Source organism: Haloferax marinum, from assembly GCF_009674625.1.
GTDB lineage: Archaea > Halobacteriota > Halobacteria > Halobacteriales > Haloferacaceae > Haloferax > Haloferax marinum.
Genome location: NZ_WKJQ01000001.1, coordinates 2,986,542 through 3,009,343 on the forward strand (window position 1 = coordinate 2,986,542; position 22,802 = coordinate 3,009,343).

Annotated in this window: 25 protein-coding genes; 7 read left to right on the plus strand and 18 right to left on the minus strand. The window is 62.8% G+C overall.

What is annotated here, in order from left to right; all coding sequences use genetic code 11:
• Positions 1-3: 3 nt before the first annotated feature.
• Genes GJR99_RS15110 through GJR99_RS15125 form a run of 4 tightly spaced genes read right to left on the minus strand, consistent with a single transcriptional unit; the run spans position 4 to position 2,232 of the window.
• Complete coding sequence (locus GJR99_RS15110) at positions 4-867, minus strand: 16S ribosomal RNA methyltransferase A (RefSeq protein WP_151113604.1); 864 nt, start codon at positions 865-867, stop codon at positions 4-6.
• A 43-nt stretch (positions 868-910) separates the two neighbouring features.
• A complete protein-coding gene (locus tag GJR99_RS15115; protein WP_151113606.1) occupies positions 911-1,528 on the minus strand; it encodes a DUF655 domain-containing protein in 618 nt (205 codons plus the stop codon).
• Between the two features lie 53 nt (positions 1,529-1,581).
• Positions 1,582-1,938: an RNA polymerase Rpb4 family protein gene (locus GJR99_RS15120; protein WP_151113608.1), complete on the minus strand. Its 357-nt coding sequence runs from the start codon at positions 1,936-1,938 to the stop codon at positions 1,582-1,584.
• Positions 1,939-1,941: 3 nt separating this feature from the next.
• The gene (locus GJR99_RS15125) at positions 1,942-2,232 is read right to left on the minus strand and encodes a 50S ribosomal protein L21e (RefSeq protein WP_151113610.1); all 291 of its coding nucleotides are present in this window, start codon (positions 2,230-2,232) and stop codon (positions 1,942-1,944) included.
• 223 nt (positions 2,233-2,455) lie between these two features.
• Here GJR99_RS15125 and GJR99_RS15130 point away from each other — a divergent pair, with 223 nt between their 5' ends.
• Complete coding sequence (locus GJR99_RS15130; protein WP_151113613.1) at positions 2,456-3,616, plus strand: cystathionine gamma-synthase; 1,161 nt, start codon at positions 2,456-2,458, stop codon at positions 3,614-3,616.
• A gap of 119 nt (positions 3,617-3,735) precedes the next feature.
• On the plus strand, positions 3,736-3,990 hold the full coding sequence (locus GJR99_RS15135; RefSeq protein ID WP_151113615.1) for a hypothetical protein: 255 nt from the start codon (positions 3,736-3,738) through the stop codon (positions 3,988-3,990).
• Positions 3,991-4,053: 63 nt separating this feature from the next.
• Here GJR99_RS15135 and GJR99_RS15140 read toward each other — a convergent pair whose 3' ends face one another.
• The 8 genes from GJR99_RS15140 to GJR99_RS15175 form a co-directional block, all read right to left on the minus strand.
• Positions 4,054-4,320 carry an elongation factor 1-beta gene (locus GJR99_RS15140; RefSeq protein WP_007543492.1) on the minus strand — a complete coding sequence of 89 codons (267 nt, stop codon included), beginning with the start codon at positions 4,318-4,320 and terminating at the stop codon, positions 4,054-4,056.
• A 2-nt stretch (positions 4,321-4,322) separates the two neighbouring features.
• Complete coding sequence (locus GJR99_RS15145; protein WP_004042997.1) at positions 4,323-4,502, minus strand: HVO_2753 family zinc finger protein; 180 nt, start codon at positions 4,500-4,502, stop codon at positions 4,323-4,325.
• A gap of 104 nt (positions 4,503-4,606) precedes the next feature.
• Positions 4,607-5,884 (minus strand): tripartite tricarboxylate transporter permease, encoded by a 1,278-nt coding sequence (locus GJR99_RS15150; RefSeq protein WP_151113617.1) that lies wholly within the window; start codon positions 5,882-5,884, stop codon positions 4,607-4,609.
• A 160-nt stretch (positions 5,885-6,044) separates the two neighbouring features.
• The gene (gene rpl12p / locus GJR99_RS15155; protein ID WP_151113619.1) at positions 6,045-6,377 is read right to left on the minus strand and encodes a 50S ribosomal protein P1; all 333 of its coding nucleotides are present in this window, start codon (positions 6,375-6,377) and stop codon (positions 6,045-6,047) included.
• A gap of 24 nt (positions 6,378-6,401) precedes the next feature.
• Positions 6,402-7,439, minus strand: coding sequence for a 50S ribosomal protein L10 (locus GJR99_RS15160; RefSeq protein WP_151113621.1), 1,038 nt, complete (start codon positions 7,437-7,439; stop codon positions 6,402-6,404).
• The gene (locus GJR99_RS15165; protein ID WP_151113623.1) at positions 7,436-8,074 is read right to left on the minus strand and encodes a 50S ribosomal protein L1; all 639 of its coding nucleotides are present in this window, start codon (positions 8,072-8,074) and stop codon (positions 7,436-7,438) included. Before GJR99_RS15165 ends, GJR99_RS15160 begins: the two co-directional genes overlap by 4 nt.
• Before the next feature lie 249 nt (positions 8,075-8,323).
• Positions 8,324-8,803 carry a 50S ribosomal protein L11 gene (locus tag GJR99_RS15170; protein WP_151113625.1) on the minus strand — a complete coding sequence of 160 codons (480 nt, stop codon included), beginning with the start codon at positions 8,801-8,803 and terminating at the stop codon, positions 8,324-8,326.
• Positions 8,804-8,926: 123 nt separating this feature from the next.
• On the minus strand, positions 8,927-9,991 hold the full coding sequence (locus GJR99_RS15175; protein ID WP_151113979.1) for a zinc-binding metallopeptidase family protein: 1,065 nt from the start codon (positions 9,989-9,991) through the stop codon (positions 8,927-8,929).
• 191 nt (positions 9,992-10,182) lie between these two features.
• Here GJR99_RS15175 and GJR99_RS15180 point away from each other — a divergent pair, with 191 nt between their 5' ends.
• From GJR99_RS15180 to GJR99_RS15190, 3 genes are all read left to right on the plus strand, one after another.
• Positions 10,183-10,506 carry a hypothetical protein gene (locus GJR99_RS15180; protein WP_151113627.1) on the plus strand — a complete coding sequence of 108 codons (324 nt, stop codon included), beginning with the start codon at positions 10,183-10,185 and terminating at the stop codon, positions 10,504-10,506.
• 102 nt (positions 10,507-10,608) lie between these two features.
• On the plus strand, positions 10,609-11,676 hold the full coding sequence (gene mvk / locus GJR99_RS15185) for a mevalonate kinase (RefSeq protein WP_151113629.1): 1,068 nt from the start codon (positions 10,609-10,611) through the stop codon (positions 11,674-11,676).
• A complete protein-coding gene (locus tag GJR99_RS15190; RefSeq protein WP_151113631.1) occupies positions 11,673-12,419 on the plus strand; it encodes an isopentenyl phosphate kinase in 747 nt (248 codons plus the stop codon). Before mvk ends, GJR99_RS15190 begins: the two co-directional genes overlap by 4 nt.
• A gap of 22 nt (positions 12,420-12,441) precedes the next feature.
• Here the strand turns inward: GJR99_RS15190 and GJR99_RS15195 are convergent, their stop codons facing one another.
• Positions 12,442-13,287: a hypothetical protein gene (locus tag GJR99_RS15195; protein ID WP_151113633.1), complete on the minus strand. Its 846-nt coding sequence runs from the start codon at positions 13,285-13,287 to the stop codon at positions 12,442-12,444.
• A gap of 175 nt (positions 13,288-13,462) precedes the next feature.
• Positions 13,463-14,209 carry an MBL fold metallo-hydrolase gene (locus GJR99_RS15200; RefSeq protein ID WP_151113635.1) on the minus strand — a complete coding sequence of 249 codons (747 nt, stop codon included), beginning with the start codon at positions 14,207-14,209 and terminating at the stop codon, positions 13,463-13,465.
• 153 nt (positions 14,210-14,362) lie between these two features.
• On the opposite strand from GJR99_RS15200, the gene GJR99_RS15205 reads away from it, so the two are divergent.
• Positions 14,363-17,113 (plus strand): ATP-dependent helicase, encoded by a 2,751-nt coding sequence (locus tag GJR99_RS15205; RefSeq protein ID WP_151113637.1) that lies wholly within the window; start codon positions 14,363-14,365, stop codon positions 17,111-17,113.
• A 95-nt stretch (positions 17,114-17,208) separates the two neighbouring features.
• Here GJR99_RS15205 and GJR99_RS15210 read toward each other — a convergent pair whose 3' ends face one another.
• Both GJR99_RS15210 and GJR99_RS15215 read right to left on the minus strand, forming a co-directional pair.
• The gene (locus GJR99_RS15210) at positions 17,209-17,514 is read right to left on the minus strand and encodes a HalOD1 output domain-containing protein (protein WP_151113639.1); all 306 of its coding nucleotides are present in this window, start codon (positions 17,512-17,514) and stop codon (positions 17,209-17,211) included.
• A gap of 5 nt (positions 17,515-17,519) precedes the next feature.
• On the minus strand, positions 17,520-18,320 hold the full coding sequence (locus GJR99_RS15215) for a TrmB family transcriptional regulator (RefSeq protein WP_151113641.1): 801 nt from the start codon (positions 18,318-18,320) through the stop codon (positions 17,520-17,522).
• Positions 18,321-18,706: 386 nt separating this feature from the next.
• On the opposite strand from GJR99_RS15215, the gene GJR99_RS15220 reads away from it, so the two are divergent.
• Complete coding sequence (locus tag GJR99_RS15220; RefSeq protein ID WP_151113643.1) at positions 18,707-19,495, plus strand: TrmB family transcriptional regulator; 789 nt, start codon at positions 18,707-18,709, stop codon at positions 19,493-19,495.
• Positions 19,496-19,556: 61 nt separating this feature from the next.
• On the opposite strand, the gene GJR99_RS15225 is transcribed toward GJR99_RS15220, so the two are convergent.
• Together GJR99_RS15225 and GJR99_RS15230 are read right to left on the minus strand one after the other, a co-directional pair.
• The gene (locus GJR99_RS15225) at positions 19,557-19,886 is read right to left on the minus strand and encodes a hypothetical protein (protein WP_151113645.1); all 330 of its coding nucleotides are present in this window, start codon (positions 19,884-19,886) and stop codon (positions 19,557-19,559) included.
• 195 nt (positions 19,887-20,081) lie between these two features.
• Entirely contained in the window at positions 20,082-22,754 is a 2,673-nt protein-coding gene (locus tag GJR99_RS15230) for an AAA domain-containing protein (protein ID WP_151113647.1), read from the minus strand.
• Positions 22,755-22,802: the final 48 nt, after the last annotated feature.

A 22,802-nucleotide genomic window follows, 5' to 3' on the forward strand; every position in this document is an offset into this window, starting at 1 on the left:
TGCTTACAAGCCGACGTCTGCGGCGAGTTGGGCGAGTTCAGCGAACTCTGTGGGCGACATCTTACCAGCGCGTCTCCGGAGGATGTCTTCGTCCGCGGCATCGACGACTGCCTCGGGGTCCGAGAGTCCCGAGATGTGTGCCGTGTTGCGGATACCGTTTCTGATGGTCTTGCGACGCTGGGTGAACAGCGCTTTCACGAAGTCGAGGAAGAACTCCTCGTCGTCTACCTCGTAGTCCGGTGTACGCGGCGTGATGCGGACGATGGCACTCTGTACTGCCGGTTGTGGGTCGAACGCCTCTTTCGGGACGATTTCACAGACTTCGACGTCGCCGTAGTGCTGTGCGCTCACCGAGAGGCGGCCGTACTCGGAGGTTCCCGACTCGGCGGCCATTCGCTCGCCAAACTCTTTTTGGAACATGAGCACGAGCGGTTTGCCCCGTGGAAGGAGGCGGAACGATATCTCCGAGGAGATACCGTACGGGAGGTTCGAGACGCACGCGGTGAACTCGGGGAGGTCCACTTCGAGCGCGTCGCCCTCGACGACGGTGAGGCGGCCGTCTTCGACTTCTTCGGCGAACTCACGACGCAGGTGGGCGGCGAACGTCTCGTCTTGTTCGACGACCGTCACGCGGTCTGCGACCGAGAGCAGTCGGTCGGTCAGGACGCCCGGTCCACCACCGATTTCGAGGACGTGAGCCGTGTCTGCCTCTTCCGGGAGATACGTCGGGATACGGTCGACGACGCGGTCGTCGACGAGAAAGTGCTGGTCTTGGTCCGGGTCGCCGCGGACGCCTGCTCGTCGGATGAGCGCGTCCGGGTCGCGCGTGGCGGGTGCGCGAACCTGTTCGCTTCCGTCGCTCGTCATTGCCAGAGATATCGTCTGAGGCCGGGTAAAAGTCCCGTTCCGCTTATTGGTCGTTTCGGACGAACGTCTTGTACTTCACGTCGTCGCCGTGGAGCTCTTCGAGGATGCGTTCGACGATGACCTCTTTGGGGTGATGGAGGCCAGAGACGCGTTCGTGGAGGTCCTCGAACGACTCGAACGGGCCGTAGCGCTTCCGCTCTTCGAGAATCTTGTCCCGGAGTTTCTTCCCGATACCTGGGAGCAAGTTGAGTTGGTGGAGGCGGAGCGTAATCGGTTGGGCCTCGTTGTAGAAGTTCACGAAGCGGGTTTCGTCCGCGTCGACGATGTCCTGAACCACGTACTCCAACTCGGAGTCGGCCGTGTTCGAGAGGTCGCTGTAGGACAGTTGCTCGACGCTCTTGACGACCTCTCGGTCTGCCACCGGGGAGACCACGACGCGGTCACCGATGCTCACGTCTGCGTCCTCTGTCAGTGTCAACTCGAGGAGCCTGAAGTTCGTCTCGCCGAGGGCGTAGGCGATGGGGTCTGCGTCGAACCGCCGTCGGCCGTCGTCTTGACGTCCGTGTCGGAGCACGTCGAGCAAGACTGCGTGCTCGACCGATGCATCGGCGTCACCGCTCCCCGACGTTGCGTCGGCGTCACCGCTCTCCGAAGCTGTCATGTCAGTAGATACGGCGACCCGCTATTTAAATAGTTGGCCGCGCCGTCGCGCGGTCAGACGTATTTAACGACGACGTTGAGAATCTCGTCGAGTTCGTCGCCAGAGAGTGCGTACCGCTGCTGGGCGAACACCGCGCGCAGTTCGTCGCGGTCCGCCGGCAGGAGGTCGGCGATCTTGATGGCGGTCGGCGTATCGACCTTCTCGAGTTCGGCGAGCTCTTCGACGAGTTCGCGAGACTCCTCGGGGTCGAGGTGCGCGAACCGGTTGACGTGTTCGATCGCACGCGCCAGTTCGTAGCGCATCTCACGCTCTTCGTCGGCAGCGCGTTCCGCTTCAACCTCGGCGAGGAGTTCCTTGACCTCTGACGTGGTGAGGTACTCCTCGTCGATTTTCTCTTTGAAGATGGTCATCGCTTACTGCTGGGCGCGCAGGTGAGCGGGTCGGACGACGACCATCTTGTCCTTGCCGCCGTCGTTGATTTGGACCTTGAATGCGCGACCCTGCTTACCGACGACCTCACCGGTGAGGCCGTTGAAGCGTGGGTGGAAGCGTCCCTCGCGCACGCTCGGGTCGAGGTTGAGGTGGACCTTCTGGCCCTCCTCGAATTCGGCGATAGAGCGCTGCGGCGGCGAGGTGCCACGCTCACGCGGTTTGTTCGAGAGCTTTCCTCGCGTCCCCTTCATTGGACCATTAGAGCTCGGCATAGTCGTGAGAACGAGTACTTGCGTCGCCATTATAAATTGCACGTTACGAAGCGCGCATGTGTCTCTCCCGCGTGGTCCGACAGCACGTCGAGACGGTCAGGTTCGGTGACGGGTTGCCGGACGACGCCAAACCGAGTGACCGAACCTGAGTTAGCGAGCGGTTCGGCACGCACCGCGAACCGAGAGGGACGGACTTAACCTCGGTGGGCGCGGGGATTCGCGTATGTTCGAAGACGAGCGACGCATCGAGACGCGCGCGATTCACGCCGGTCAAGAACCCGACGAGGAGACGGGCGCGCTCATGACGCCAATCTACGCGAACTCGACGTATGCGCAGGACGGCCCCGGTGACCACCGCGGATACGAGTACTCGCGGACGGGCAACCCGACCCGGACCGACCTCGAATCGAACCTCGCAGCGCTCGAAAACGGGTCGTACGGCCGTGCCTTCTCCTCGGGGATGGGCGCGATAAACACCGTGCTCAACCTGCTCGAAGCGGGTGACCACGTCGTCGCCGGCAACGACGTCTACGGCGGGACCCACCGCATCTTCACGCAGGTCTACGAGAAGTACGACCTCGAATTCGACTTCGTCGACACCACCGACCACGACGCCGTCCGCGACGCCGTCCGCGACGAGACCGAACTCGTGTGGGTCGAGACGCCGACGAACCCGCTCATGCGCGTCAACGACATCGCGGCGCTGGCAGACGTCGCACACGACGCCGACGCGCTCTGTGCCGTGGACAACACGTTCGCGACGCCGTACCTCCAGCGACCACTCGAACACGGTGCCGACATCGTCTCGCACTCGCTGACGAAATATCTCGGCGGCCACTCAGACGTCATCGGCGGGGCACTCGTCACCGACGACGCCGAACTGGACGAAGAAATCGCCTTCTATCAGAACTCCGTCGGCGCGACGCCCTCGCCGTTCGACTGCTTCCTCGTCCTCCGCGGGACGAAGACGCTCCCCGTCCGCATGGACCGCCACTGTGACAACGCACGCGAACTCGCGGCGTGGTTAGACGACCACGAAGCGGTCTCCGAGGTCTTCTACCCCGGCCTCGACTCCCACCCGCAACACGAACTCGCGGCCGAGCAGATGGACGATTTCGGTGGCATGCTCTCGTTCGAACTCGACGGCACACTCGAACAGGCGTCCACCGTCGTCGAAGAGACGGAGGTGTTCACACTCGCCGAGAGTCTCGGCGGCGTCGAGAGTCTCATCGAGCAACCGGCGGCGATGACCCACGCCGCCATCCCGCGCGAAGAGCGACTCGAAGCGGGACTCACCGACGGCCTCATCCGCGTCTCGGTCGGCATCGAACACATCGACGACATGAAAGCCGACCTCCAGCAGGCGTTCTCGGCGGCCTTCTAAGCACGCTCGTACTCGGTTCTAAAACGTCTCTTTTTGGAGACAGAGTGCACTCAAATGGTCGTTTTCGTCTTTTGAGAACCCGAGATATTATTATAGACGTTCCCCGCGTTTGTGTACCTATGTCACAGGAGTCAGCACCACTGAGCGCAGAGTTCGTCCAACAGTCCACCCCACAACCGGTCGACCACGTGATGGTCGACTCCGACGACCGAGAGGGAACGAGTCACAGCGCCGAACAGTTCGGCATCGGCCTCGCCGCCGGGATTCTCCTCGGCGGAATCGTCGGCATCGTCGGCAACTCGCTCTCGTTAGGCGTCCTGTTCGGGGTAATCTTCGGTGTGGTTCTCGGACTCGTCGTGATGGAGCGGCGCTGAAGCGGTCGATACCCATCGCTGTCGCTCGGTGGGACGTGTGCTGCGGAAAAGGTCGGTCGCTCCTTAGATACGGCCGACGTTCTCGACGGAGACGGACTCGACGCCGTCGACTTCGGTGAACGCCTCTTCGACGGCCTCGGTACCGCCAGCGTCGTCAGGGACGATGACCGTCGGCAGGAGTGCGACGAGGCCGAACGCGACGTCGTCGCGCTCGAAGCCCTTGATTTTCGCACCCTCGGGGAGGGAGTCTTCGAGCTTGTCCTCGAGGTCGTCGAGGTCCAGCTCGGGGCTGTTCGGCATGACCTTGATTTTAGCGGCTACTTTTCCCATGATTATGGACCCATGAACCCGCAGTCGGGGCACTCGTAGAGGTTGCTCTGCTTACGGCACTTGGAACAACGCGAAATCTCCTGGCCACAGTCGGGGCACTTGAACGTCGCGGCGCTCATGCCGGCGATGTTGATGCCACAGGACACACACTGGTGCGCGTGTCGCTGTTCGGACTCGCTCATACGCTCACAAACCGGCGCACGACTTTTAACCGTTGTCTTTCCGGTTCAAACAGAGAGAACCAGTCGCACGGTTCAGTGGCCACGTCGCGGGACACGAGTGCGACTCACCCGAGGACTAACGGCCCCATGAGGACGCTCATCAGGTGGACGCGACGGCACCCGAGTGTCACCGGGACGTATCCGACGACCGTGGCGACGACGAGGACGACTACGCCGTCGACACCTGCGAACGCCCACGAGAGACCGACGAGGGAGACGACGACACCAGCGACGAGTCGGCGCTGGTCGAACCCTCCCACGACGACCAACAGCCGGTCACCCAGTATCGGAACCAGCAACGCTCCGACGATTCCCGCGACGACAGTGACCGGGAGTGCGACCCCGAGAGCCGCCGGTAATCCAGCGCTCGACAGTGCAACGAGTGCACCCGTTCGAGGCGTTCCGAGTCCAGTGAACGCGAACAGTGCGAACACCGTCGTCGCTGTCGTCGCCGCACTCGTCGCCGTCACGTACGCCCGTGCCGACTCGTCCGGGTCGTGTCCGGGGAGAGCGGCGAGTGCGAGTGTCCCCGCGACGCCGGCGGAGACGCCAGGCAGGTAGCCGACGAAGGCACCGCCGCCCGTGCCAGCGACGACGCTTCGGAGGACGGCCCGCGGCGACGTGGCGAGTGTCGTATCTCCCTGTGGTGGCACGCCCGCACCGTCGCGCGCGTCCAGCAGCACCGGGACGCCGAACAGGCCGGCCAAGAGCGGAGCCAACACGCCGCCGACGGGGAGGGGTCCGGCGAATGGTCTGTCGAGGACGGCGAGACCCAATCCAGTCGCCGCGGCGATGGTCACACCGGCGGCGAGTCTCGCGCGCGTCGTCGGTTCGGTCCAGACGAGTGCGGCGACGACGGCGACGAGCACGACCCACATCGAGTCGCGGACGAGCGGATAGACGCGAATCGTCAGTTCGGTAATCGGCACGGCGAGCGGGACGGCGAGACAGAGTGCGACACCACTCCCGAGTGCCGACAGTCGCAACGCCTCGCGCCCGCGACCACCGAGGACGAGTCGGTGTCCCGGAAGCGCACCCGGTGCGAGTGCAGCGTCCGGCACGCCGAGCGCCAACGCAGGAACGACGTCGAGGAACGTGTGGACCGTCGCCGCCGCGAGGATGGCCGCGACGATTGCGACTGGTGGGCCGGGGACGTTCGAGGCGACGCTGGCGAGGACGAGCGCGAAGGCGTTGGCGTGGAGTCCCGGCAGGAGTCCCGAACACGTCCCGAGGACGATGCCCGCGACGACGCCGACGGCGACGGCGACAGTCGAGTCAGCGGGTGAGACGAAACTAGCCGTGACGCCGAGACGAGCGACATCGACCACGCCAGTGAACCACATCGCTCCGAGGTGGTTCCGGGATGGGGTATGAACCTACGGACGATTCGCCCCGTCGTCTCGATGTGCGGCGTCGCCACTACGCGTCGCTCGTCGACCGTGAAAAAAACGCAAAATTGGAAAGCGAGTTAGGCCGCGAATGCGGCGTGTGTCTCGCGAGGGTTTAGCCGAAGAGGGCGCCGAGGCCTTCGCCGTCAGCGTCTTCGTCTTCGTCGTCGCCTTCGTCTTCAGCGGCTTCTTCTTCGGCTGCTTCCTCTTCGTCGTCGTCGTCAGCGGCCTCGACTTCGCCACCAGCGCCGCCCGCAGCGGGAGCGGGGGCAGCGGCGGCCGTCTCGATGGCCTCTTCGATGTCGACGTCCTCGAGCGCGGCGACGAGCGCCTTGACACGGGATTCTTCGACATCGACACCGGCAGCCTCGAGGACTGCGGTGATGTTCTCTTCGTTGAGCTCTTCTTCCGTCTCGTTCAGGATGAGTGCGGCGTAGACGTATTCCATTGTTGTGTTCCTCGTTGTGTGTTGTTAGAACAGCGAGCCGAGAGCGTCGCCTGCCTCGTCACCGTCGTCGTCGTCGGTGTCGTCGGCGTCTGCCTCGTCGGCTTCTGCTTCTGCTTCTTCTTCGTCCGTCGATTCGTCTTCCGTCGCGGGCTCTGCGCTCTGCGCGGAGACGCCACGGAGTTCCTCAGGGAGTGCCTCTTCGTCGTCGATGTTGGCTGCGAGCGCGCGGAGTTGGGCGTCCGCCTTCGTGATGAGTTCCGGCATGAAGTCCGGACTCTCGATGTTGGCGAACAGACCGACTGCCTTGGCCTCGCCGGTCGCCTTCGCGATGAGCGTCGGCGCGGTCTGCGTGGTCGGGTAGACCGCGTTGACCGAGAGGTTCGTCGCAGCGGCGACGGCCGACTGGATGTCGGCGCGGTACTCGTCCACGTCGATGGCGAGTTCGTCGGGTTCGAACAGGACGCCTTCGGAGAAGACGCCACGAAGGTCGAGACCGACCTCCTTGGGCTCGATACCGAGTTCTGCCAGGACGTTCGCGAGTTCCTCGGAGACTTCCTCGCCCTCGTCGAGGACGTGGGAGTCTTCGGTCACCTTGATGGAACCGTCCATAATGCGGGCGGAGGCTCCAACCTGCTGGAGTTCGCCAACGAACGGACCGGGGTCGACACCGGTGTCACCCTCGGGGATGACGATGTCGTTCGGGGCGACTTCGCCAGCGTTGATGGGAGCCGGCGTCTTCGACGCCTCGAGCTCCTTGTAGAGGGCGAACGGGTTGTCGTCGGTGCCGATGAGGGCGACCTGACCAGCGATGTACTCCTTGAGCGTCTCGACGCCGTCGTCGACTTCGTCGAGTGCGCGGTTCACGAGCGTGTTACGGCTCATGCGAACCTGGGCCGAACCGTACAGTTCGCGGCGCATGGCCTGAAGCTGCTTGCTCGGGATACCCGCGACGCCAACGACGCCGACGGACTGGTACGATTCGACGAACTCGACGAGTTCGTCGACCTCGTCCTGTTTCCACTGCGGGATAACCTCGGTCTGGCGAGTTCCAGATTCGCTCATGCGGGCACCTCCACGGACGGACCCATCGTCGTTTTCACGAAGATAGAGTCGATGTTGAGGGGGCCCTTCTCGAGCGTCGCCTCGAGACGACGGACGATAACGTCGATGTTCTCCGCGATTTCGTCGGGAGTCATATCGTCCGCGCCAACACGCGTGTGGAACGTGCGTCGGTCACGGGAGCGGAGTTGCACCGTGTTCTTCATCCGATTCACCGTCTCGACGACGTCGTCGTCGGGCTGAAGCGGGGTCGGCATCTTACCACGTGGACCGAGAACGGTACCAAGGTAGCGACCGATGTCTTGCATCAGTGCTGCCTCGGCAACGAAGAAGTCGGTCTCGTCGGCAAGGTCTTTCGCCGCATCAGAGTCGTCACCGAGGTCCTCGAGCTCGTTTGGCCCGAGAACATCGTCAGCGACATCTTCAGCGCGGAGCGCGGTTTCACCGGTCGCGAACACCACAATCTGGGTGTCCTGGCCAGTGCCAGACGGGAGCACGATACTCTCGTCAACACGCTTCGACGGGTCGTTAAGATCTAAATCGCGCAGGTTCACGGCGAGGTCAACCGTTTCGCGGAAGTTCCGCCCAGGTGCCTCGTCGAGTGCGCGAGAGACTGCGTCAACTATTGTGTCTGCCATTATTCACCTCCGTAGTACGCAGGATTGCTCCTACGGGTCAGTGAAACAGGCTACTGCCTGCCTCGTCCGGCAGGACGAGTAGGCCAAACTTAAGTCCGTCGAAGAAAGGGCAACGAAACGGTCGAATTCGGGCGTTTCGCGTGTCACATCGCCACATGCCGCCAGACGAAGCTATCCGTATTTCTGAGAGAGAAAGCGGGCCGAGTCAGTACGGCCCGACGGAAAGGGCGATTCGACGTAGAGAGACGATTATTCGTCTTCGAAGGCGTCGTCGAACTCGCCGCCGTCGATACGCTCTTTGAACGTCCGAGCGTCTTCGCCCTCGACGGTGACGCCGAGCGACGCACAGGTGCCGGCGACTTCCTTCGAGGCGTTCTTGAGGTCGTACGCGAGCAGGTCAGAGGACTTCTGCTTGGCGACCTTCTTCAGCTGTTCGATGGACATGTCGGCGACGAAGTCCTTCTGGGGTTCGCCGCTGCCAGTGTCGAAACCGACTTCGTCCTTGATGAGGGCGGCCGTCGGGGGCACACCAACTTCGATGGAGAACGAGCCGTCGTCTTCGTACTCGACGGTGACCGGCACTTCCATGCCGTCGAAGGCTGCCGTCTGGTCGTTGATCTGCGAGACGACATCCTGCACGTCGACGGGGGTCGGGCCGAGTTCCGGGCCGAGCGGCGGACCGGGGTTCGCCTTCCCGCCGGGAACGAGTACTTCGATAGTTCCAGCCATACGTGCAAACACCGTTTGGCGACTTTTAACGGTTTTCTTTCGGCCGGACACGTGTGAGAAGACTACGCATGGCGAACCGCTGCGCCCTTGAAACGGGAATCGAGCGCCAGCGACGACTGCCGTCTACAGCTCGACGCCGAACGACTCGATGCCGCCAGCGAGTTCCGCCATCGACCCGAGGAGTGCGGCCACGTCGTCTAAATCACTCGTCGAGACGACTTCGACCGGCGTGTGCATGTAGCGGTTCGGAATCCCGACGTTGAGCGAGGGGATGCCCGACCGACTCGTGTAGAAGGCGTCGGCGTCGGTCCCGGTGTACGAACCCGTGGCCTCGAGTTGGACGCCAATATCGGCTTCGACGGCGGCGTCTCGGGCGAGTCGAACCACGTTCGGGTGGTTGGCGCTCCCGCGGCAGACGACCGGTCCCTCGCCGAGTGCGACTGGGCCCTTGGCCTTGCCCGGCACGTCCGGGTTGTCCGTCGCGTGGGTCACGTCCACGGCGACCATCGCGTCGGGGTCGAGGTCGTAGCCGACCATCTTCGCGCCCTGCACGCCGACTTCTTCTTGGACCGTGCTGACGGCGTAGACCGTCGCGTCCACGTCTGCTTCGACGGCGGCACGGAGCCCTTCTGCGGCCGACCACGTGCCGACGCGGTTGTCCATCCCGTTGGCGGCGATGCGGTCTTCTGCGAGGTCGCGTACGCGTGTTTCGACCGTCACCGGGTCGCCGACTTCGACGTAATCTTTGGCGTCGCCCTTGCTCGTGACGCCGATGTCGACGAACTGCTCTTCGAGGTCGTCGTACTCCTCACTTCCCGTGTCGCGGAGGTGGATAGCCGTCTGGCCGATGACGCCGGGAACGTCGCCGTCGTCGGTGTGGACGGTGACGTGCTGGCCCTTCGAGACGGTGCGGTCTGCACCGCCGATGGGGCCGATGCGGAGGAATCCGTCGTCGTCGATGTCGCGGACGATGTAGCCAATCTGGTCTGCGTGGCCCGTGAAGGCGATTTCGGGGCCTTCGCCCGTCCCTTCGTGTACGGCGACGGCGTTGCCGTAGTCGTCGACCGTCACGTCGTCGGCAAACTGAGAGACGTAGTCGACCCACACGCGCTGTCCGGCGATTTCGAAGCCAGACGGACTCGGTGTGGTGAGAAGTTCGTCGAGGAATGCACGTCGGTCGTCGTCCATGACGGTCGTTCGTCGCTCTTCGGTGATGAACACAGCGAAACCACGGTGCAACCGGCCGCGTTCGTAGTGGAACCGGCCGCGTCCGTGGTCCAACTGACCACCTTCGTAGTGCAACCGACCGCGTCCAGAACTCACCACACGACGGCCATCGCCACAACGACTATACTTCTTGTGAGCGTATTGATTGGTGTATGGCCGATTTTACCCTCTTCGAGGTCCACCTGCACGACGGTTTCGAGTTCAGCCCTTCCAACCGCGCCCCGCTGTTCGCCAAGAGTGAACGCGCCGCCGACGATTACGACGCGGAGCTGGAAGCCGAAGAAGAATACGAGTTCGAGATAGAGGTCGACGAAGACGAGAGCGAGTCTGAGGCTGGTCGCGGGGCCTCGCTTCTGGTTGGCTTCGTCCTCCTCGTCGGCATCGCCGCGGCGGTTCGTTTCATCCGTGGTCGCGGCGACGACGAGATGGACGAACTGGCCGACCTCGACCGTGAGGAAATCGAGATCGACGCCTGAGTCGAATCGAACGCCCACTGACTGTCCCCGTTTTTGTCTCAACCCACGCAGTGACGACGCCGGTCGGATACGCTTAAGCGAGTCCCACAGAAAGGCCGGAACATGACCGTTTCGAGCGCTCCCGGCAAGGTGTATCTGTTCGGGGAGCACGCAGTCGTCTACGGCGAACCGGCGGTGCCCTGTGCCGTCGAGCGGCGGGCGACTGTCACCGTCTCGCTCCGCGACGACGACCACGTTCGGGTCCGTGCCGAAGACCTGAGTCTCAACGGCTTCACCGTCGAGTACAGTGGTTCGACCGGTGACAGACCCGACGTGAACGTGCCCGCACCGCTCGTCGAGGCCGCGATGGGCTACATCGACGCCGCCGTCGAACAGGCCCGCGACGCCGCCGACGCACCCGACGCTGGCTTCGACATCACCGTCGAAAGCGACATCCCACTCGGTGCCGGTCTCGGCTCTTCGGCCGCCGTCGTCGTCGCCGGCATCGACGCCGCCACGCGCGAACTTGGCGTCGAACTCTCCCCGCGCGAGATAGCCGACCGTGCGTACAAAGCCGAATACGAAGTCCAAGATGGACAGGCCTCGCGCGCGGACACGTTCTGTTCGGCGATGGGTGGCGCCGTCCGCGTCGAGGGCGACGACTGCCGAACCATCGACGCACCCGCACTCCCCTTCGTCATCGGATTCGACGGTGGCGCGGGCGACACCGGCGCACTCGTCTCCGGTGTCCGTGACCTCCGCGAACAGTACGACTTCGCCGCCGACACCGTCTCGACCATCGGAGACATCGTCCGCCGCGGTGAGGCGTTACTCGCCGACGCCGACCCGGACGCCGACCCCGAGGAGGCACTCCTCGACGAACTCGGCAGGTTCATGAACTTCAACCACGGCCTGCTGGAGGCGCTCGGCGTCTCCTCGCGGTCGCTCGACTCGATGGTCTGGGCGGCCCGCGAAGCAGGTGCCTACGGTGCGAAACTGACCGGTGCCGGTGGCGGCGGGTGTATCGTCGCACTCGACCCCACGCCCGAGACACAGACGGGCCTCCGGTTCACGCCCGGATGTGAAGACGCCTTCCGAGCAGAACTCGCGACCGAGGGTGTCCGCCTCGAAGAACCGCCAACGAACGCGGATTCGACGGCTGGCGACGACAGTGTGGAGGAGTCGTCGTGAGCCTCGTCGTCCTCAAACTCGGGGGGAGCGTCGTCACCGACAAAGACGAACCCGAGACGGTCGACGAAGCGGGCCTCGCTGCTGCGGCAGACGCCGTAGCATCCCTCGCCGAGTCGGGACAGGTCGTCGTCGTCCACGGCGGCGGCAGTTTCGGTCACCATCACGCCGCAGACCACGGTGTCTCCTCAGAAACTGGCACACACGACGCGGCGGGGGTCCGTGCAATCCACGACGCGATGAAGCGTCTGAACGACGCCGTCCTCGACGCCCTCTCGGAGCGAGGCGTCGCCGCCCTCCCGGTCCACCCACTCTCTGCCGGTGCGCGAAAGGAAGATGGCTCGCTGTCGCTCCCACTCGCCGCTACCGAGACGATGCTGGCCGAAGGCTTCGTCCCGGTTCTCCACGGGGACGTCATCGCGCACGCGGGCGAGGGTGCGACCATCGTCAGCGGCGACGACTTGGTCGTCTCACTCGCGTCCGGTCTCGGTGCAGACCGTGTCGGTCTCTGTTCGACGGTTCCGGGTGTCCTCGACACCGACGGCGAGGTGATTCCGGAGATTACGGCCTTCGAAGACGCCGCCGAGGCACTCGGTGGGTCAGAATCGACGGACGTGACCGGCGGCATGGCCGCAAAAGTTCGGAAGTTGCTCGCACTCGGTGCGCCCGCCCACGTCTTCGGTCCCGACGGGCTCTCGGCGTTCGTCGCCGGCGAGTCGCCGGGGACCGTGATTCGCGGCGAGTAGGGGTCTAGGGGTCGCTTGGAACTCAGCGCGGTTCCGTGAGGACCATGTTGTCGTAGTAGAGTGGCGGGTTCGAGATGATTCCACCAGTCTCACCGTAGTTCCGCGTGTTGAGGATAAATTCGAGGAACTGGGTGCTGGGAGAGAACACGTTGTAGTTGCGCTCGTCGAGGACGAGTTTGTTGTTGATACGCCACTTGAGTGCCGAACCCATTCCATCGTCGAGTTCGTGGAGTTGCGCCTCGATGGTCACCCACTGCCGCCCGCTCGGGTCGATTTTGAGTTTCTTCGGGAGGCCGATGTATTCCCACTTTGCTCCTGCGAAATCCCCGTTTTCGTCGGACTCGTAGACGTATGCGTAGAACCCTGGGTTCCCATCGGAAGCCTTCCCCGTTCGGTACTCCATGATGGGATAAGCACTAATTGCTCCCGAGGCGTCACCAAGGGTTGGCCAGAAGCCGGTACGAACGGGCTCCCCACTCCAGACGAATCCGTCGATGAAGAAGTCGTACGAGAACCGCGAACCATCACCGGCGTGCCAATACGCGCCACCTGCATCGAGGTATTTCTTCCCTTGATACGCGGAGAATCCCGAGGTAGCTCCCGACGCGTCGGGCTTGACGCGGAGGGTGTCCTCACCATTCATCTCCCACGTGGTGAAGGTCGCAGGGGCGTAGCGGTCGGTGACCCATCCTGCACTCCCGGCAGTGTTCGGTGCGACGTGTGCCGAGTCGCTGAAGTCGAGTGCGAACCGAGCGTTCGGGTGCGTTTGGTGTGACGATGCGGCGGCGGGGACGCCCAGTACACTCGTGCCTAACGCCGCGGCTCCGAGTTTTAATACATCTCTTCGAGATGGCTTCGTGTATGCCATGAACCACATCTGATGTGGTGTGGGTTAGGTACAGACTGGTTAACCGATTGAGATGTAGGGTTAGGGGGCCATTTACCCCCACTATATTGTGGTAACATATACCAGCACAGTTCGGTTCGAACGAGGTGCGACGATTCGCGGCGAGTAAACGGACTCTACCGCGCGTTCGGCCTCCTCAGAACTCGACGACCAATCCGTCTTCTGCGACCTGTACGTCTCCCGAAAAACTGTCTTCGACGCGTTCGACGAGTTCGTCTGCGACGCGGTCTGCGTGCGGATAGAGGTGCGTGAGGTAGACCGAGTCGATGTCGTGACCGGCGAGCGTCTCGCCGAGTTTCGTCGGTGTCGGATGGCTCGAGACGTCCACGTCGTCGGGGAACGAACAGTCGTGGACGAGGACGCTCGCGCCGTCGGCGAACGCTGCGAGGCCGTCGAACGCCTCGGTGTCGCCCGAGAAGACGAAGTCGGCGTCCCCCAGCTCGTTCGTGAACCGATAGGCGAGCGTCGGCACCGAGTGACGGACCTCGTAGCCCATCACGTCGAAGCCGGCGATACCGAACTCGTGTGGGCCGATTTCTCGGACCTGGATGTCGAGACGGTCTTTCATGTAGTCGTGGACGTCTAAGAGGCCGTCGACGAGCGCTTCGGTGCCTTCTGGGCCGACGATTTCGAGGTCGTCTTGCCCGACGAGCCACCGCGCCTTGATGAGTGGCATGAGGTCCGAGACGTGGTCGAGGTGGTGGTGTGTCAAGAGGACCGACGAGATGCCTTCGTAGCCCACGTCGGTCTCGGCGAGTCGCGCCAAGACCCCCGACCCACAATCGACGAGCAGGGCGTTCGACTCAGATTCGAGGAGGAGTCCGGACTGCGCACGACCCGAGACGGGCATCGCGCTTCCAGTACCGAGGAATGTGACACGCATGCAGAGAGATACCACGCTTCGGGCGTTAGTCCTTGTGCTCGGTTTGCTGAATCGGATGGAGGGTCGGCACCGCTCCCTCTCGACTGCGTCGGTTCGGGGTGGTGTAACCGAGAGGGCACAACCCTCATACCTGCGGAGGCTAACCCCGAGGTAATGACTGAACGTGGCCGTTCCCTGCTCTCTGCGAAACGGGACGACTACGATTTCGACCCCGAGTCGGTGTCTGTCGCCGACGAGGACGTCCTCGACTTGCTCGAACCCGCCGTCCAGGAGTGGTGGGTCGACCAGTTCGGCGAGTTCGTCCCCGGCAACGGCGGCTTTTTCACCCCACCGCAACGCGGGGCGATTCCACTCATCCACGAGCGAAAGAACGCGCTCATCTGTGCCCCAACCGGGTCGGGCAAGACGCTGGCGTCGTTTACGGCCATCATCAACGAGTTGTTCCGCCGGGACCGCGAGTCGCCAGACGGCCTCGACAACTCGGTGTACTGTCTCTACGTCTCGCCGCTCAAATCGCTCGCCAACGACATTCACCGCAACCTGACCGAGCCTCTCGAAGGAATCGCAGACATCGCCGCCGGACGAGACGAGACAATCGATATCAGGCACGCGATTCGCCACGGTGACACCTCCTCGAACGACCGGCAGAAGATGTTGGAGACGACGCCGCACATCCTCAACACCACACCCGAGACGCTGGCTATCCTGCTCAACTCGCCGAAGTTCAAAGAGAAACTCCGAACCGTCGAGTACGTCGTCGTCGACGAGATTCACAGTCTCGCAGAGAACAAACGTGGGACGCATCTGTCGGTCTCACTGGAACGACTCGAAGCACTCGCCGAGTCGTCGCCGACCCGCATCGGGTGTTCTGCGACCGTCGAACCGCTCGACACCGTCGCGGAGTTCCTCGTCGGATACGAAGACGGCGACCCACGGGAGTACGACATCGTCGACACGCGATTCGTCCGCGACTTCGACGTCGAACTGGAGTGTCCCACCGACGACCTGATTCGGACACCACGCGACGAGGTCCAGGCACGGTTCTACGACCGCTTGCACGAACTCGTCGACTCGCACACGAACACGCTCGTGTTCACGAACACGAGGTCAGGGGCCGAACGCGTGCTGCACAACCTCCGAGAGACGTATCTCGACATCGACGAGACGAACTCTGGCTGCCACCACGGCAGTCTCTCGAAAGAGCGCAGGCAGGAAATCGAATCCAAGCTGAAAGCCGGCGAGTTGCAGGTCGTCACCACCTCGACGAGTCTCGAACTCGGCATCGACATGCCTTACATCGACCTCGTGGTGCAGGTCGGGTCGCCCAAGTCGGTGGCGGCGCTCCTCCAGCGTGTCGGGCGGGCGGGCCACCAACTCGGCCAGACCGTCGAAGGTCGGGTCATCGCCCTCGACAGAGACGAACTCGTCGAGTGCGCGGTGATGTTGACGAAGGCCGAAGAAGGGTTCGTCGACCGGGTGTTCATCCCCGAGAACGCCTTCGACGTGGCCGCACAGCAACTCTACGGGATGGCAATCAACGAGATTCGCCCGGAGTCGGAGGTGCGAGAACTGCTCAGACGGGCCTACCCCTACCGCAACTTCTCCGACGACGACTTCGAGCGCCTGTTTCGGTATCTCACCGCCGACTACGACGGACTCGAAGACAAGAACGTCTACGCGAAGGTGTGGCGCGACACCAACGACGCGCCAGACGGCGAACACCACTACGAGGAGTATCCCGTCGGCGAACCGCTGGTCGGCAAGCGCGGACGGATGGCGCGCGTCATCTACATGACCAACATCGGCACGATTCCCGACTCCTTTACGTGTGACGTGCTGGTTCGCGGGGCCGACCAGTGGGTTGGAACCCTCGACGAGGCGTATCTGGACACGCTGGAGAAAGGCGACGTGTTCGTCCTCGGGGGCGACAACTTCGCCTACCGCTATCGCCGTGGGTCGAAAGTGTACGTCGACCGCACCTCCCAACGGCCGACGGTCCCCTCGTGGTTCTCCGAGCGACTCCCGCTTTCGTACGACCTCGGCCGCGAGATAGCCCAGTTCCAAGCCGACATCGTGGAGAAACTCCAGTCGGGTGGGGCCCCTGCCGTCCGACTGTGGCTTCGTGACCGTCCACTGGACGAAAACAGCGTCCGAGCCATCACGCGAATGTTCGACGAGCAGGTTCGATACGCCGGTCCGGAGAGTGTGGCGACCCCCTCGCGTCTGGTCATCGAGACAGAACTCAACCGCGAGACGTACCGCCGTCACTACTACGTCCACAGCACCTACGGCCGGCAGTTCAACGACGGCCTCTCCCGGTTGCTGGCGTACCACTGCGCCCGCCGAACCAACGCGAACGTCCAAGTCGCCGTCGCGGACAACGGCTTTTCCATCTCGATGCCGCTGAACCGGAAGGTGGACCTCGGAACCATCCTCCGCGAAGCAGACCCCGACACCGTCCGCGAAGACCTGCGGGCCGCACTCGACGGCACGGACCTCCTGAAGCGCTACTTCCGTATCAACGCGACGCGCTCGCTCATGATTCTCAAGCGCTACAAGGGCTACGAGAAGACGGCCGCCCAGCAACAGGTCTCCTCTGAGATGTTGCTGTCGTTCGCACAGGAGTTAGACGAGTTCGCCGTGATGGAAGAGACCTATCGCGAGATTCTCGAGGACAAGCTGAATCTGGCGGCTATCGAGGAGGTACTCGAGGCAGTCCAAGCAGGCGACGTAGAGGTCGTCGACAAGCAGGTTTCGACGCCGACGCCGCGGGCGTTCGGGCTTGCGACCCTCATGGCGAGCGACGTGGTCCTCGCCGAAGACGAGAGCGCGGCGCTCCGCGAGTTCCACGAGCGCGTCTTAGACGAGATTGGTGAGGACGATATCGAACTCGACGTGAGTTGAGCGGGCGATTCAGTCGACTGTGTGATCTGACAGAGGTTGTGTAGATTGTCGAACGCCTCGACCGGAAGGGGTGACGAATGTATCGTGCGTCGTCGTTACGCCTGTGTCGTCTCTTTTCCAACGACGACGGACCCGGAACTGTCGACGGTGATTCGCCGGTCTGCAAACGTAAACGAGACTGCGACGCCGTCAGCAGACGCACTCACGCTCGACCGAACGAGCGTGTCCAGCGCGTCGGGGTCGATGAAGTCGAACAGTGGGTCGAGTACAGACGGCTCTTGATTCGTCGCGACAGCATACACGTCGACGACTGCTGTTGAGGGGCGCACGGACGACCAGTCGAACGTGGCGCTCACGTCGTCGTCTGGCCCGTTCGGCCCGGGGACTGGATTCGGTTCCATGCGTGTTAGTCGTCAACCTCGTCGTGCTCCAATCTCCACGTGAAGAGTGTCCGAAGGACCACGACCAGACTGTTCGTCTCACCCGCGCCCCAGATAGCCGTCTCCGACCGTGGGTCAGATGGGGGCGAAGCTTTTCCGTTCACGATGACGCTCACGAGCGTCTGCTCTCTATCGACCATCATCAGTCTCCCCGCGGGGGTGTCCGACCATAACCACATGGAGTCGAACAGTTCGACACCGGGGACGTCTTCGCGAATCAACTCTTGGACGTCCGAAGATATACCTGCGAGACGAATCGTAACCCCCCGGTCTGCCGCTGCGGCTAACGCGTCGATGATGTCGTCCGTGAGCAACTCCTCGACGGTCATGTAGACGATTTCGTCGTCCGCGCCACGGACGAACTCGAGGACTCGGTCTGTGACCGCAGGTTGGTCGTCAACCGTCCAGACGCCCTGCTGTTCGTGTTTCTGCTGCCGTGGGCCGAGTGCGTTCAGTGCAGAATTCAGCCGGTCGGTCCGGTGTTCAATCTCTTGTACGAGAATCCGTTGGGCAGTTTCGGCGGAGACGGCCCAGAACTGTTTGGGGGACGACTGCTGTACGTCGACGAGTCCTCGTTCCTGTAACTCGTCGACTGCGTCGTACACCCGAGTTCGAGGGACGTTGGATATTTCGCTTATCTCCGTCGCTGTACCACTGCCGAAAGTCGTAAGCGCAACGAACGTCCGTGCCGCGTACGCACTAAGCCCGAACTGCTCCAGATGTTCGATTGCTTCAGAACGTGCATCGTCAACCGAATCAATACTCATAGTGGGGTGCCTCTTTGTCCCGGAAACAAAGCCACGACGCGTGGCTGAGGCGGCACGTGTCGATTGTAGTTGGGACACAGTGTTACACTGTGTGCCGCACTCTGAGTACGTCCCTTCGCCGTAATAGTGTTTTGTGATTATCTGAGTGAAATTTCGTTCGGCCGGGGATGATTCGATAACAGCAGATAGTTCGCTGTTTACCAGTTTGTCACTGGTGAAGTCACAACTCGATTCATGTACCGAGTGTCAGTGACATTCTCCTCCCCCATACGCGCGTTGTTGCTCTCCAGATTGTGAGTGACGTAACCTGTGCCAGTGACAACCGTTATCCGTTCTCCGATAGTGTTGTTGTACAGACACCGGGCCGACTCGGGGGTTTGGGACACATGAGCACAGGTGATTCACAGGAGGAAGCCGTCGACGTACTTCAGCAACTCGGGTTGAAAGAATACGAAGCGAAGTGCTTCGTCGGACTCTCGCGCATGTCGACGGGAACCGCAAAGCAACTCAGCGAAATTACCGACGTCCCACGAACGCGTATCTACGACGCGATTCGCGTGTTGGAGGCACAGGGACTCGTCGAGGTTCAACACTCGAGTCCACAACGGTTCCGGGCCGTCCCACTCTCCGAAGCGACAGAGACGCTCCGTGGCCAATACGAGAGTCGCATCGACCGACTGACGGACGCACTGGAACGGACCGAAAAAGTCGATTCGAGCGACCCGAGTGCAGTCCAGGAAATCTGGGCCATGACCGGAACGGAGGCCATCGCCAACCGGACGCACAAACTCGTCGCAGACGCCGACGAGGAAATCGTGCTCGTCATCGGAGACAACTCACTTCTGACCGACAAACTCGTCTCCGACCTGAACGGCCGTGCCGACGAGGTGGACCTCTTCATCGGCACAGCGACGGAGCAACTGCAACACCGAGTCCAGGAGGCCATCCCGGACGCGACGACGTTCGTCTCCGGACTCGAATGGTTACGTGAGGAGGGGACGACGGAGGACGAAACCGCTATCGGCCGACTCCTGCTCGTGGACCGTTCGATGATTCTCGTCAGTACACTCGCCACGCACACTGGAGACGAACACGCAATATTCGGTGGGGGATTCCAGAACGGTCTCATCGTCATCTCCCGTCGGTTGCTGTCGCAGGGATTGATACCGTCCTGAAATCCAGCGTAACTCCACACCACCCCCGACGTTCACTACGCTCTCGTCTCTCTCGTCTCCGCTACACCATGTCGGGCGGCAACTCGTGCCTATTCGCGTCGAGAAGCCGAAGCAGTGGGACGATATCGTCGAAGTTGGGGCCTCTGCGGACGTGGGACGCCGAACCGCCCGGTTCGACGACGCGCATCCGTTCGAGTATGGGGAGGTGAACGTGGTACATCCGCAGTTTCAGTCGTTCCTCGTCGACGTCGGGTCGTACTTGGCTGACGTCGAGTGGTTCGCCGACGGTTGGGTCCGCCTCAAGAAGCGCGAAAAGTAGTTGTCGGCGTTCGACGTGCCGTATCGCGGTGAGTTGGGAGTCGAACGAGAGTACCGTGGCCCTACGTATCATTCGAAGAAGATATACGACGCCGACACACCTCAATAGTGCACAAATTAACCCCGAATGTCTTTTTGAGTATTCGAGTGACAGCGCGGTGGTTCGGTTCGCAGAGCACCGCTTCGTCCATCGATTCGCGGGGCCGGGACGTTCGACGGTGGCCTGTCACCAACTCATCGGATTCGTCCCGTCGACGGAACACACATCTTACCGCCGCGCCCACGCGAGCATCCGCTCGTAGAACGGGTCGGATTCGAGCGCGTCGGCGTCGCCGACGAGACAGAGTGCCTTCTTCGCCCGCGTGAGGGCGACGTTGATGCGGCGGTGGTCTTCGAACAGCGGTCCATCGAGGTCGCCGGTTGCGACGAACGAGACGATGATGACCTCTTTCGACGATCCTTGGAACCGGTCCACCGTATCGACGGTGACGTCGGTTCGGCGTGAGATTTCGGCGACCTGCGCCCGGAAGGGTGCGATGACGCCGATGTCCTCCGAGGCGACGCCGGCGTCTTCGTAGGCGGCGACGATTTCGGCGACCCGGTCGGCCTCGACGGGGTTCGTGTTTCCGACGCGTCGGCCATCTGGGTCCACGAACGTCACCGGGTCCGCGAGGTCGGCGGGTAAGTCGGCGATATCGACGCCGAGGTCACGGAGATGTTGGGCCGCGACCTCACCGGTTGCCGGGCGGAGTGCGCCGTCGTAGAACTCCGCCGACGCGAAGGCCTGAATTCGCTGGGACATCCGGTACTGCCTGTCGAGCATGACCGACGCCTCGGGGTAGGTTTCGATGAGGCGCTGGAACAGCGACTTCTGGAGGTCGTTTTCGGCGCGGACGACCGGCGGAAGTTGCTTGTGGTCGCCGACGAGGACGAACCGGTCGGCGAGGTTCGTGGCGGCGAGCGTCCCCGGTTCGGTGAGTTGCGACGCTTCGTCGACGAGTGCGACGTCGAACGACTGTTCGCGCATGATGCGAGACCCACAGGAGGCAGTCGTCGAAGCGACGACGGGGGCGTCGTGCAACGCCGCGGCGAGCGTGTTGGGGTCGCCGCTTCGCGAGAGACGCACGTCGAGCATGTCGTCGCGGACGCCGTTCTCGCTGCCGACGCGGACGATGTCTTCGAATCCCTGGTCACGCAGTGCTTCGAGCGCGTTGTCGACGGCGCGGTTCGTAAACGCCGACAGGAGGACGCGGTTGCCGTCTTCGACGAGTGCGCGGATGGTTCGGGCGATGGTGTAGGTCTTGCCAGTTCCCGGTGGGCCGTGGACGAGTGCCACGTCGTCGGCGTCGACGGCGAGACTGACCGCGTCGTCCTGCGCCTCGTTGTTGTCGATGTAGGTGGTCCCCGCCGACCGGTCCGAAAACTCGGGGTCACGGCGGCCGAATAGCACGTCCTTGCGGTCGGGTGAGCCTTTCAGAACGGCGTCGTGGAGGGCAGTGAGGAGTCTGTCGGTGGTGAGTTCTGACGGGTAGACGTCGAGTCGTCGGAGTTCGACCGGTTCGTCCGCCGTGACGACGACTTCGTCACCGAGTTCGACGATACGCGCGAGTTCGCCGTGGCCCTCGACGGGGTGGCCGTCGCTGGCGAGTGCGACGTCGCCTTCGCGGAGTTTCGACACCGCATCGTCGGTCTTGCGGGCGCGGAGTTCCCACGTTCCGTCGGGTTGCTCTTCTTCGCCCAGTGGTTCGAGTCCGATGAGTGCTCGGTCGTCGTCGGCGCGTTCTTCGGCGGATTGCTCCCAGAGTTTGCGGTATTCGGCGTGGACTGCCCGTCGTTCTTCTTCGATGTCGCGGTAGAACTGGTCGAAGTAGTCGCGTTCGTCTTCTGGGATTGGGGTGATTGGGTTTGGGTTCGGGTTGTTGTCTTCGACTTTCGACTCCTGTCCGAGGCGTCCCGAGACGACCATGCAGGTGTCCTTATCGAAGCAGTACTGGCACTTCGAGTTCACCTCACGCCCGGTCGGCACGGACGTTTCGTACTCCATCGCGGCGATTTCGTTGCGTGTGCGGACGACGAACTCGAGCAGGCCGCGACCGATAGAGAAGTCTTTGGCGGGCGAGAGGTCACCCGACTCTTCGGTTCGGTCGAGCGTGGTGTTCTTGGTGTACAGGAGCGTCCCCGTGTCGACCGGGACGCCGCGTTCGTGGAGGATGAGCGCGTAGGCGGCGGCCTGAATCTTGTCCTGAAATCGCGGGTCGCGGTTGAGGTTCTTCCCCGTCTTGAGTTCGACGGGTGCTCCACGCCGAAGTGCGTCGGCACGTCCCTTGATGCCGAACGTCGGCGAGATGAGCGTGTACTCCGAGCGCCACTCGTCTTCGTCCGTGAGTTTGCCTTGCGAAAGCCACCCCTCGATGGCGGCGGCGTTGCGGCGGACTTCGTCCGCGACTTCGTCTACCTCGCGGCCGAGCAGTCCGAGTTCGAGGCCGCGTTCTTCGATACGCTCCTCGATAGACGAATCGAGGTCACGTTCGCGGAGGAGGTCACCGAACACCTCGTGGACGATGGTCCCTTTCACCACCGGGTAGTTCAGCGGGATGCCCGAGAGTTTGTTCAGGTAGTACACCCGCGAGCACCGGACCCACGACCGGATGTCGGTCACGTCCACGAGGAAGTCGGGTTCGACGACGACGAACGACTCCTTGCTCGTCGCGTAGGTCGTCTCACCGCGGTACTCCGATTCTTCCACGTCGGTGACGAGGATGTCCATCCCCGGTTCGGCGTGTTCGGCGGCGTGGGTCCACTTCGCCCAGAGGGTGACCGTGACGGGGTCTGCTGTCCCTCCTTCGGGGCGGAGTGTCACCTCCGCGAGCGAACGCTCTCCGTATCGCGTCTCGACCTCACGTGGGTCACCAACGTCGACGAGTGGACCGCGCAGATTCACGTCGAAACCGTCGGGGAGGAACGGGCAAATAGGCGTCGGTCGTTCGAC

Bases quoted from the DNA above. Each gene is read 5' to 3' on its own strand.
- GJR99_RS15110 (WP_151113604.1), bottom strand. From the start codon at position 867: ATGACGAGCGACGGAAGCGAACAGGTTCGCGCACCCGCCACGCGCGAC.
- GJR99_RS15115 (WP_151113606.1), bottom strand. From the start codon at position 1,528: ATGACAGCTTCGGAGAGCGGTGACGCCGACGCAACGTCGGGGAGCGGT.
- GJR99_RS15120 (WP_151113608.1), bottom strand. From the start codon at position 1,938: ATGACCATCTTCAAAGAGAAAATCGACGAGGAGTACCTCACCACGTCA.
- GJR99_RS15125 (WP_151113610.1), bottom strand. From the start codon at position 2,232: ATGCCGAGCTCTAATGGTCCAATGAAGGGGACGCGAGGAAAGCTCTCG.
- GJR99_RS15130 (WP_151113613.1), top strand. From the start codon at position 2,456: ATGTTCGAAGACGAGCGACGCATCGAGACGCGCGCGATTCACGCCGGT.
- GJR99_RS15135 (WP_151113615.1), top strand. From the start codon at position 3,736: ATGTCACAGGAGTCAGCACCACTGAGCGCAGAGTTCGTCCAACAGTCC.
- GJR99_RS15140 (WP_007543492.1), bottom strand. From the start codon at position 4,320: ATGGGAAAAGTAGCCGCTAAAATCAAGGTCATGCCGAACAGCCCCGAG.
- GJR99_RS15145 (WP_004042997.1), bottom strand. From the start codon at position 4,502: ATGAGCGAGTCCGAACAGCGACACGCGCACCAGTGTGTGTCCTGTGGC.
- GJR99_RS15150 (WP_151113617.1), bottom strand. From the start codon at position 5,884: ATGTGGTTCACTGGCGTGGTCGATGTCGCTCGTCTCGGCGTCACGGCT.
- rpl12p (WP_151113619.1), bottom strand. From the start codon at position 6,377: ATGGAATACGTCTACGCCGCACTCATCCTGAACGAGACGGAAGAAGAG.
- GJR99_RS15160 (WP_151113621.1), bottom strand. From the start codon at position 7,439: ATGAGCGAATCTGGAACTCGCCAGACCGAGGTTATCCCGCAGTGGAAA.
- GJR99_RS15165 (WP_151113623.1), bottom strand. From the start codon at position 8,074: ATGGCAGACACAATAGTTGACGCAGTCTCTCGCGCACTCGACGAGGCA.
- GJR99_RS15170 (WP_151113625.1), bottom strand. From the start codon at position 8,803: ATGGCTGGAACTATCGAAGTACTCGTTCCCGGCGGGAAGGCGAACCCC.
- GJR99_RS15175 (WP_151113979.1), bottom strand. From the start codon at position 9,991: ATGGACGACGACCGACGTGCATTCCTCGACGAACTTCTCACCACACCG.
- GJR99_RS15180 (WP_151113627.1), top strand. From the start codon at position 10,183: ATGGCCGATTTTACCCTCTTCGAGGTCCACCTGCACGACGGTTTCGAG.
- mvk (WP_151113629.1), top strand. From the start codon at position 10,609: ATGACCGTTTCGAGCGCTCCCGGCAAGGTGTATCTGTTCGGGGAGCAC.
- GJR99_RS15195 (WP_151113633.1), bottom strand. From the start codon at position 13,287: ATGGCATACACGAAGCCATCTCGAAGAGATGTATTAAAACTCGGAGCC.
- GJR99_RS15200 (WP_151113635.1), bottom strand. From the start codon at position 14,209: ATGCGTGTCACATTCCTCGGTACTGGAAGCGCGATGCCCGTCTCGGGT.
- GJR99_RS15205 (WP_151113637.1), top strand. From the start codon at position 14,363: ATGACTGAACGTGGCCGTTCCCTGCTCTCTGCGAAACGGGACGACTAC.
- GJR99_RS15210 (WP_151113639.1), bottom strand. From the start codon at position 17,514: ATGGAACCGAATCCAGTCCCCGGGCCGAACGGGCCAGACGACGACGTG.
- GJR99_RS15215 (WP_151113641.1), bottom strand. From the start codon at position 18,320: ATGAGTATTGATTCGGTTGACGATGCACGTTCTGAAGCAATCGAACAT.
- GJR99_RS15220 (WP_151113643.1), top strand. From the start codon at position 18,707: ATGAGCACAGGTGATTCACAGGAGGAAGCCGTCGACGTACTTCAGCAA.
- GJR99_RS15225 (WP_151113645.1), bottom strand. From the start codon at position 19,886: ATGATACGTAGGGCCACGGTACTCTCGTTCGACTCCCAACTCACCGCG.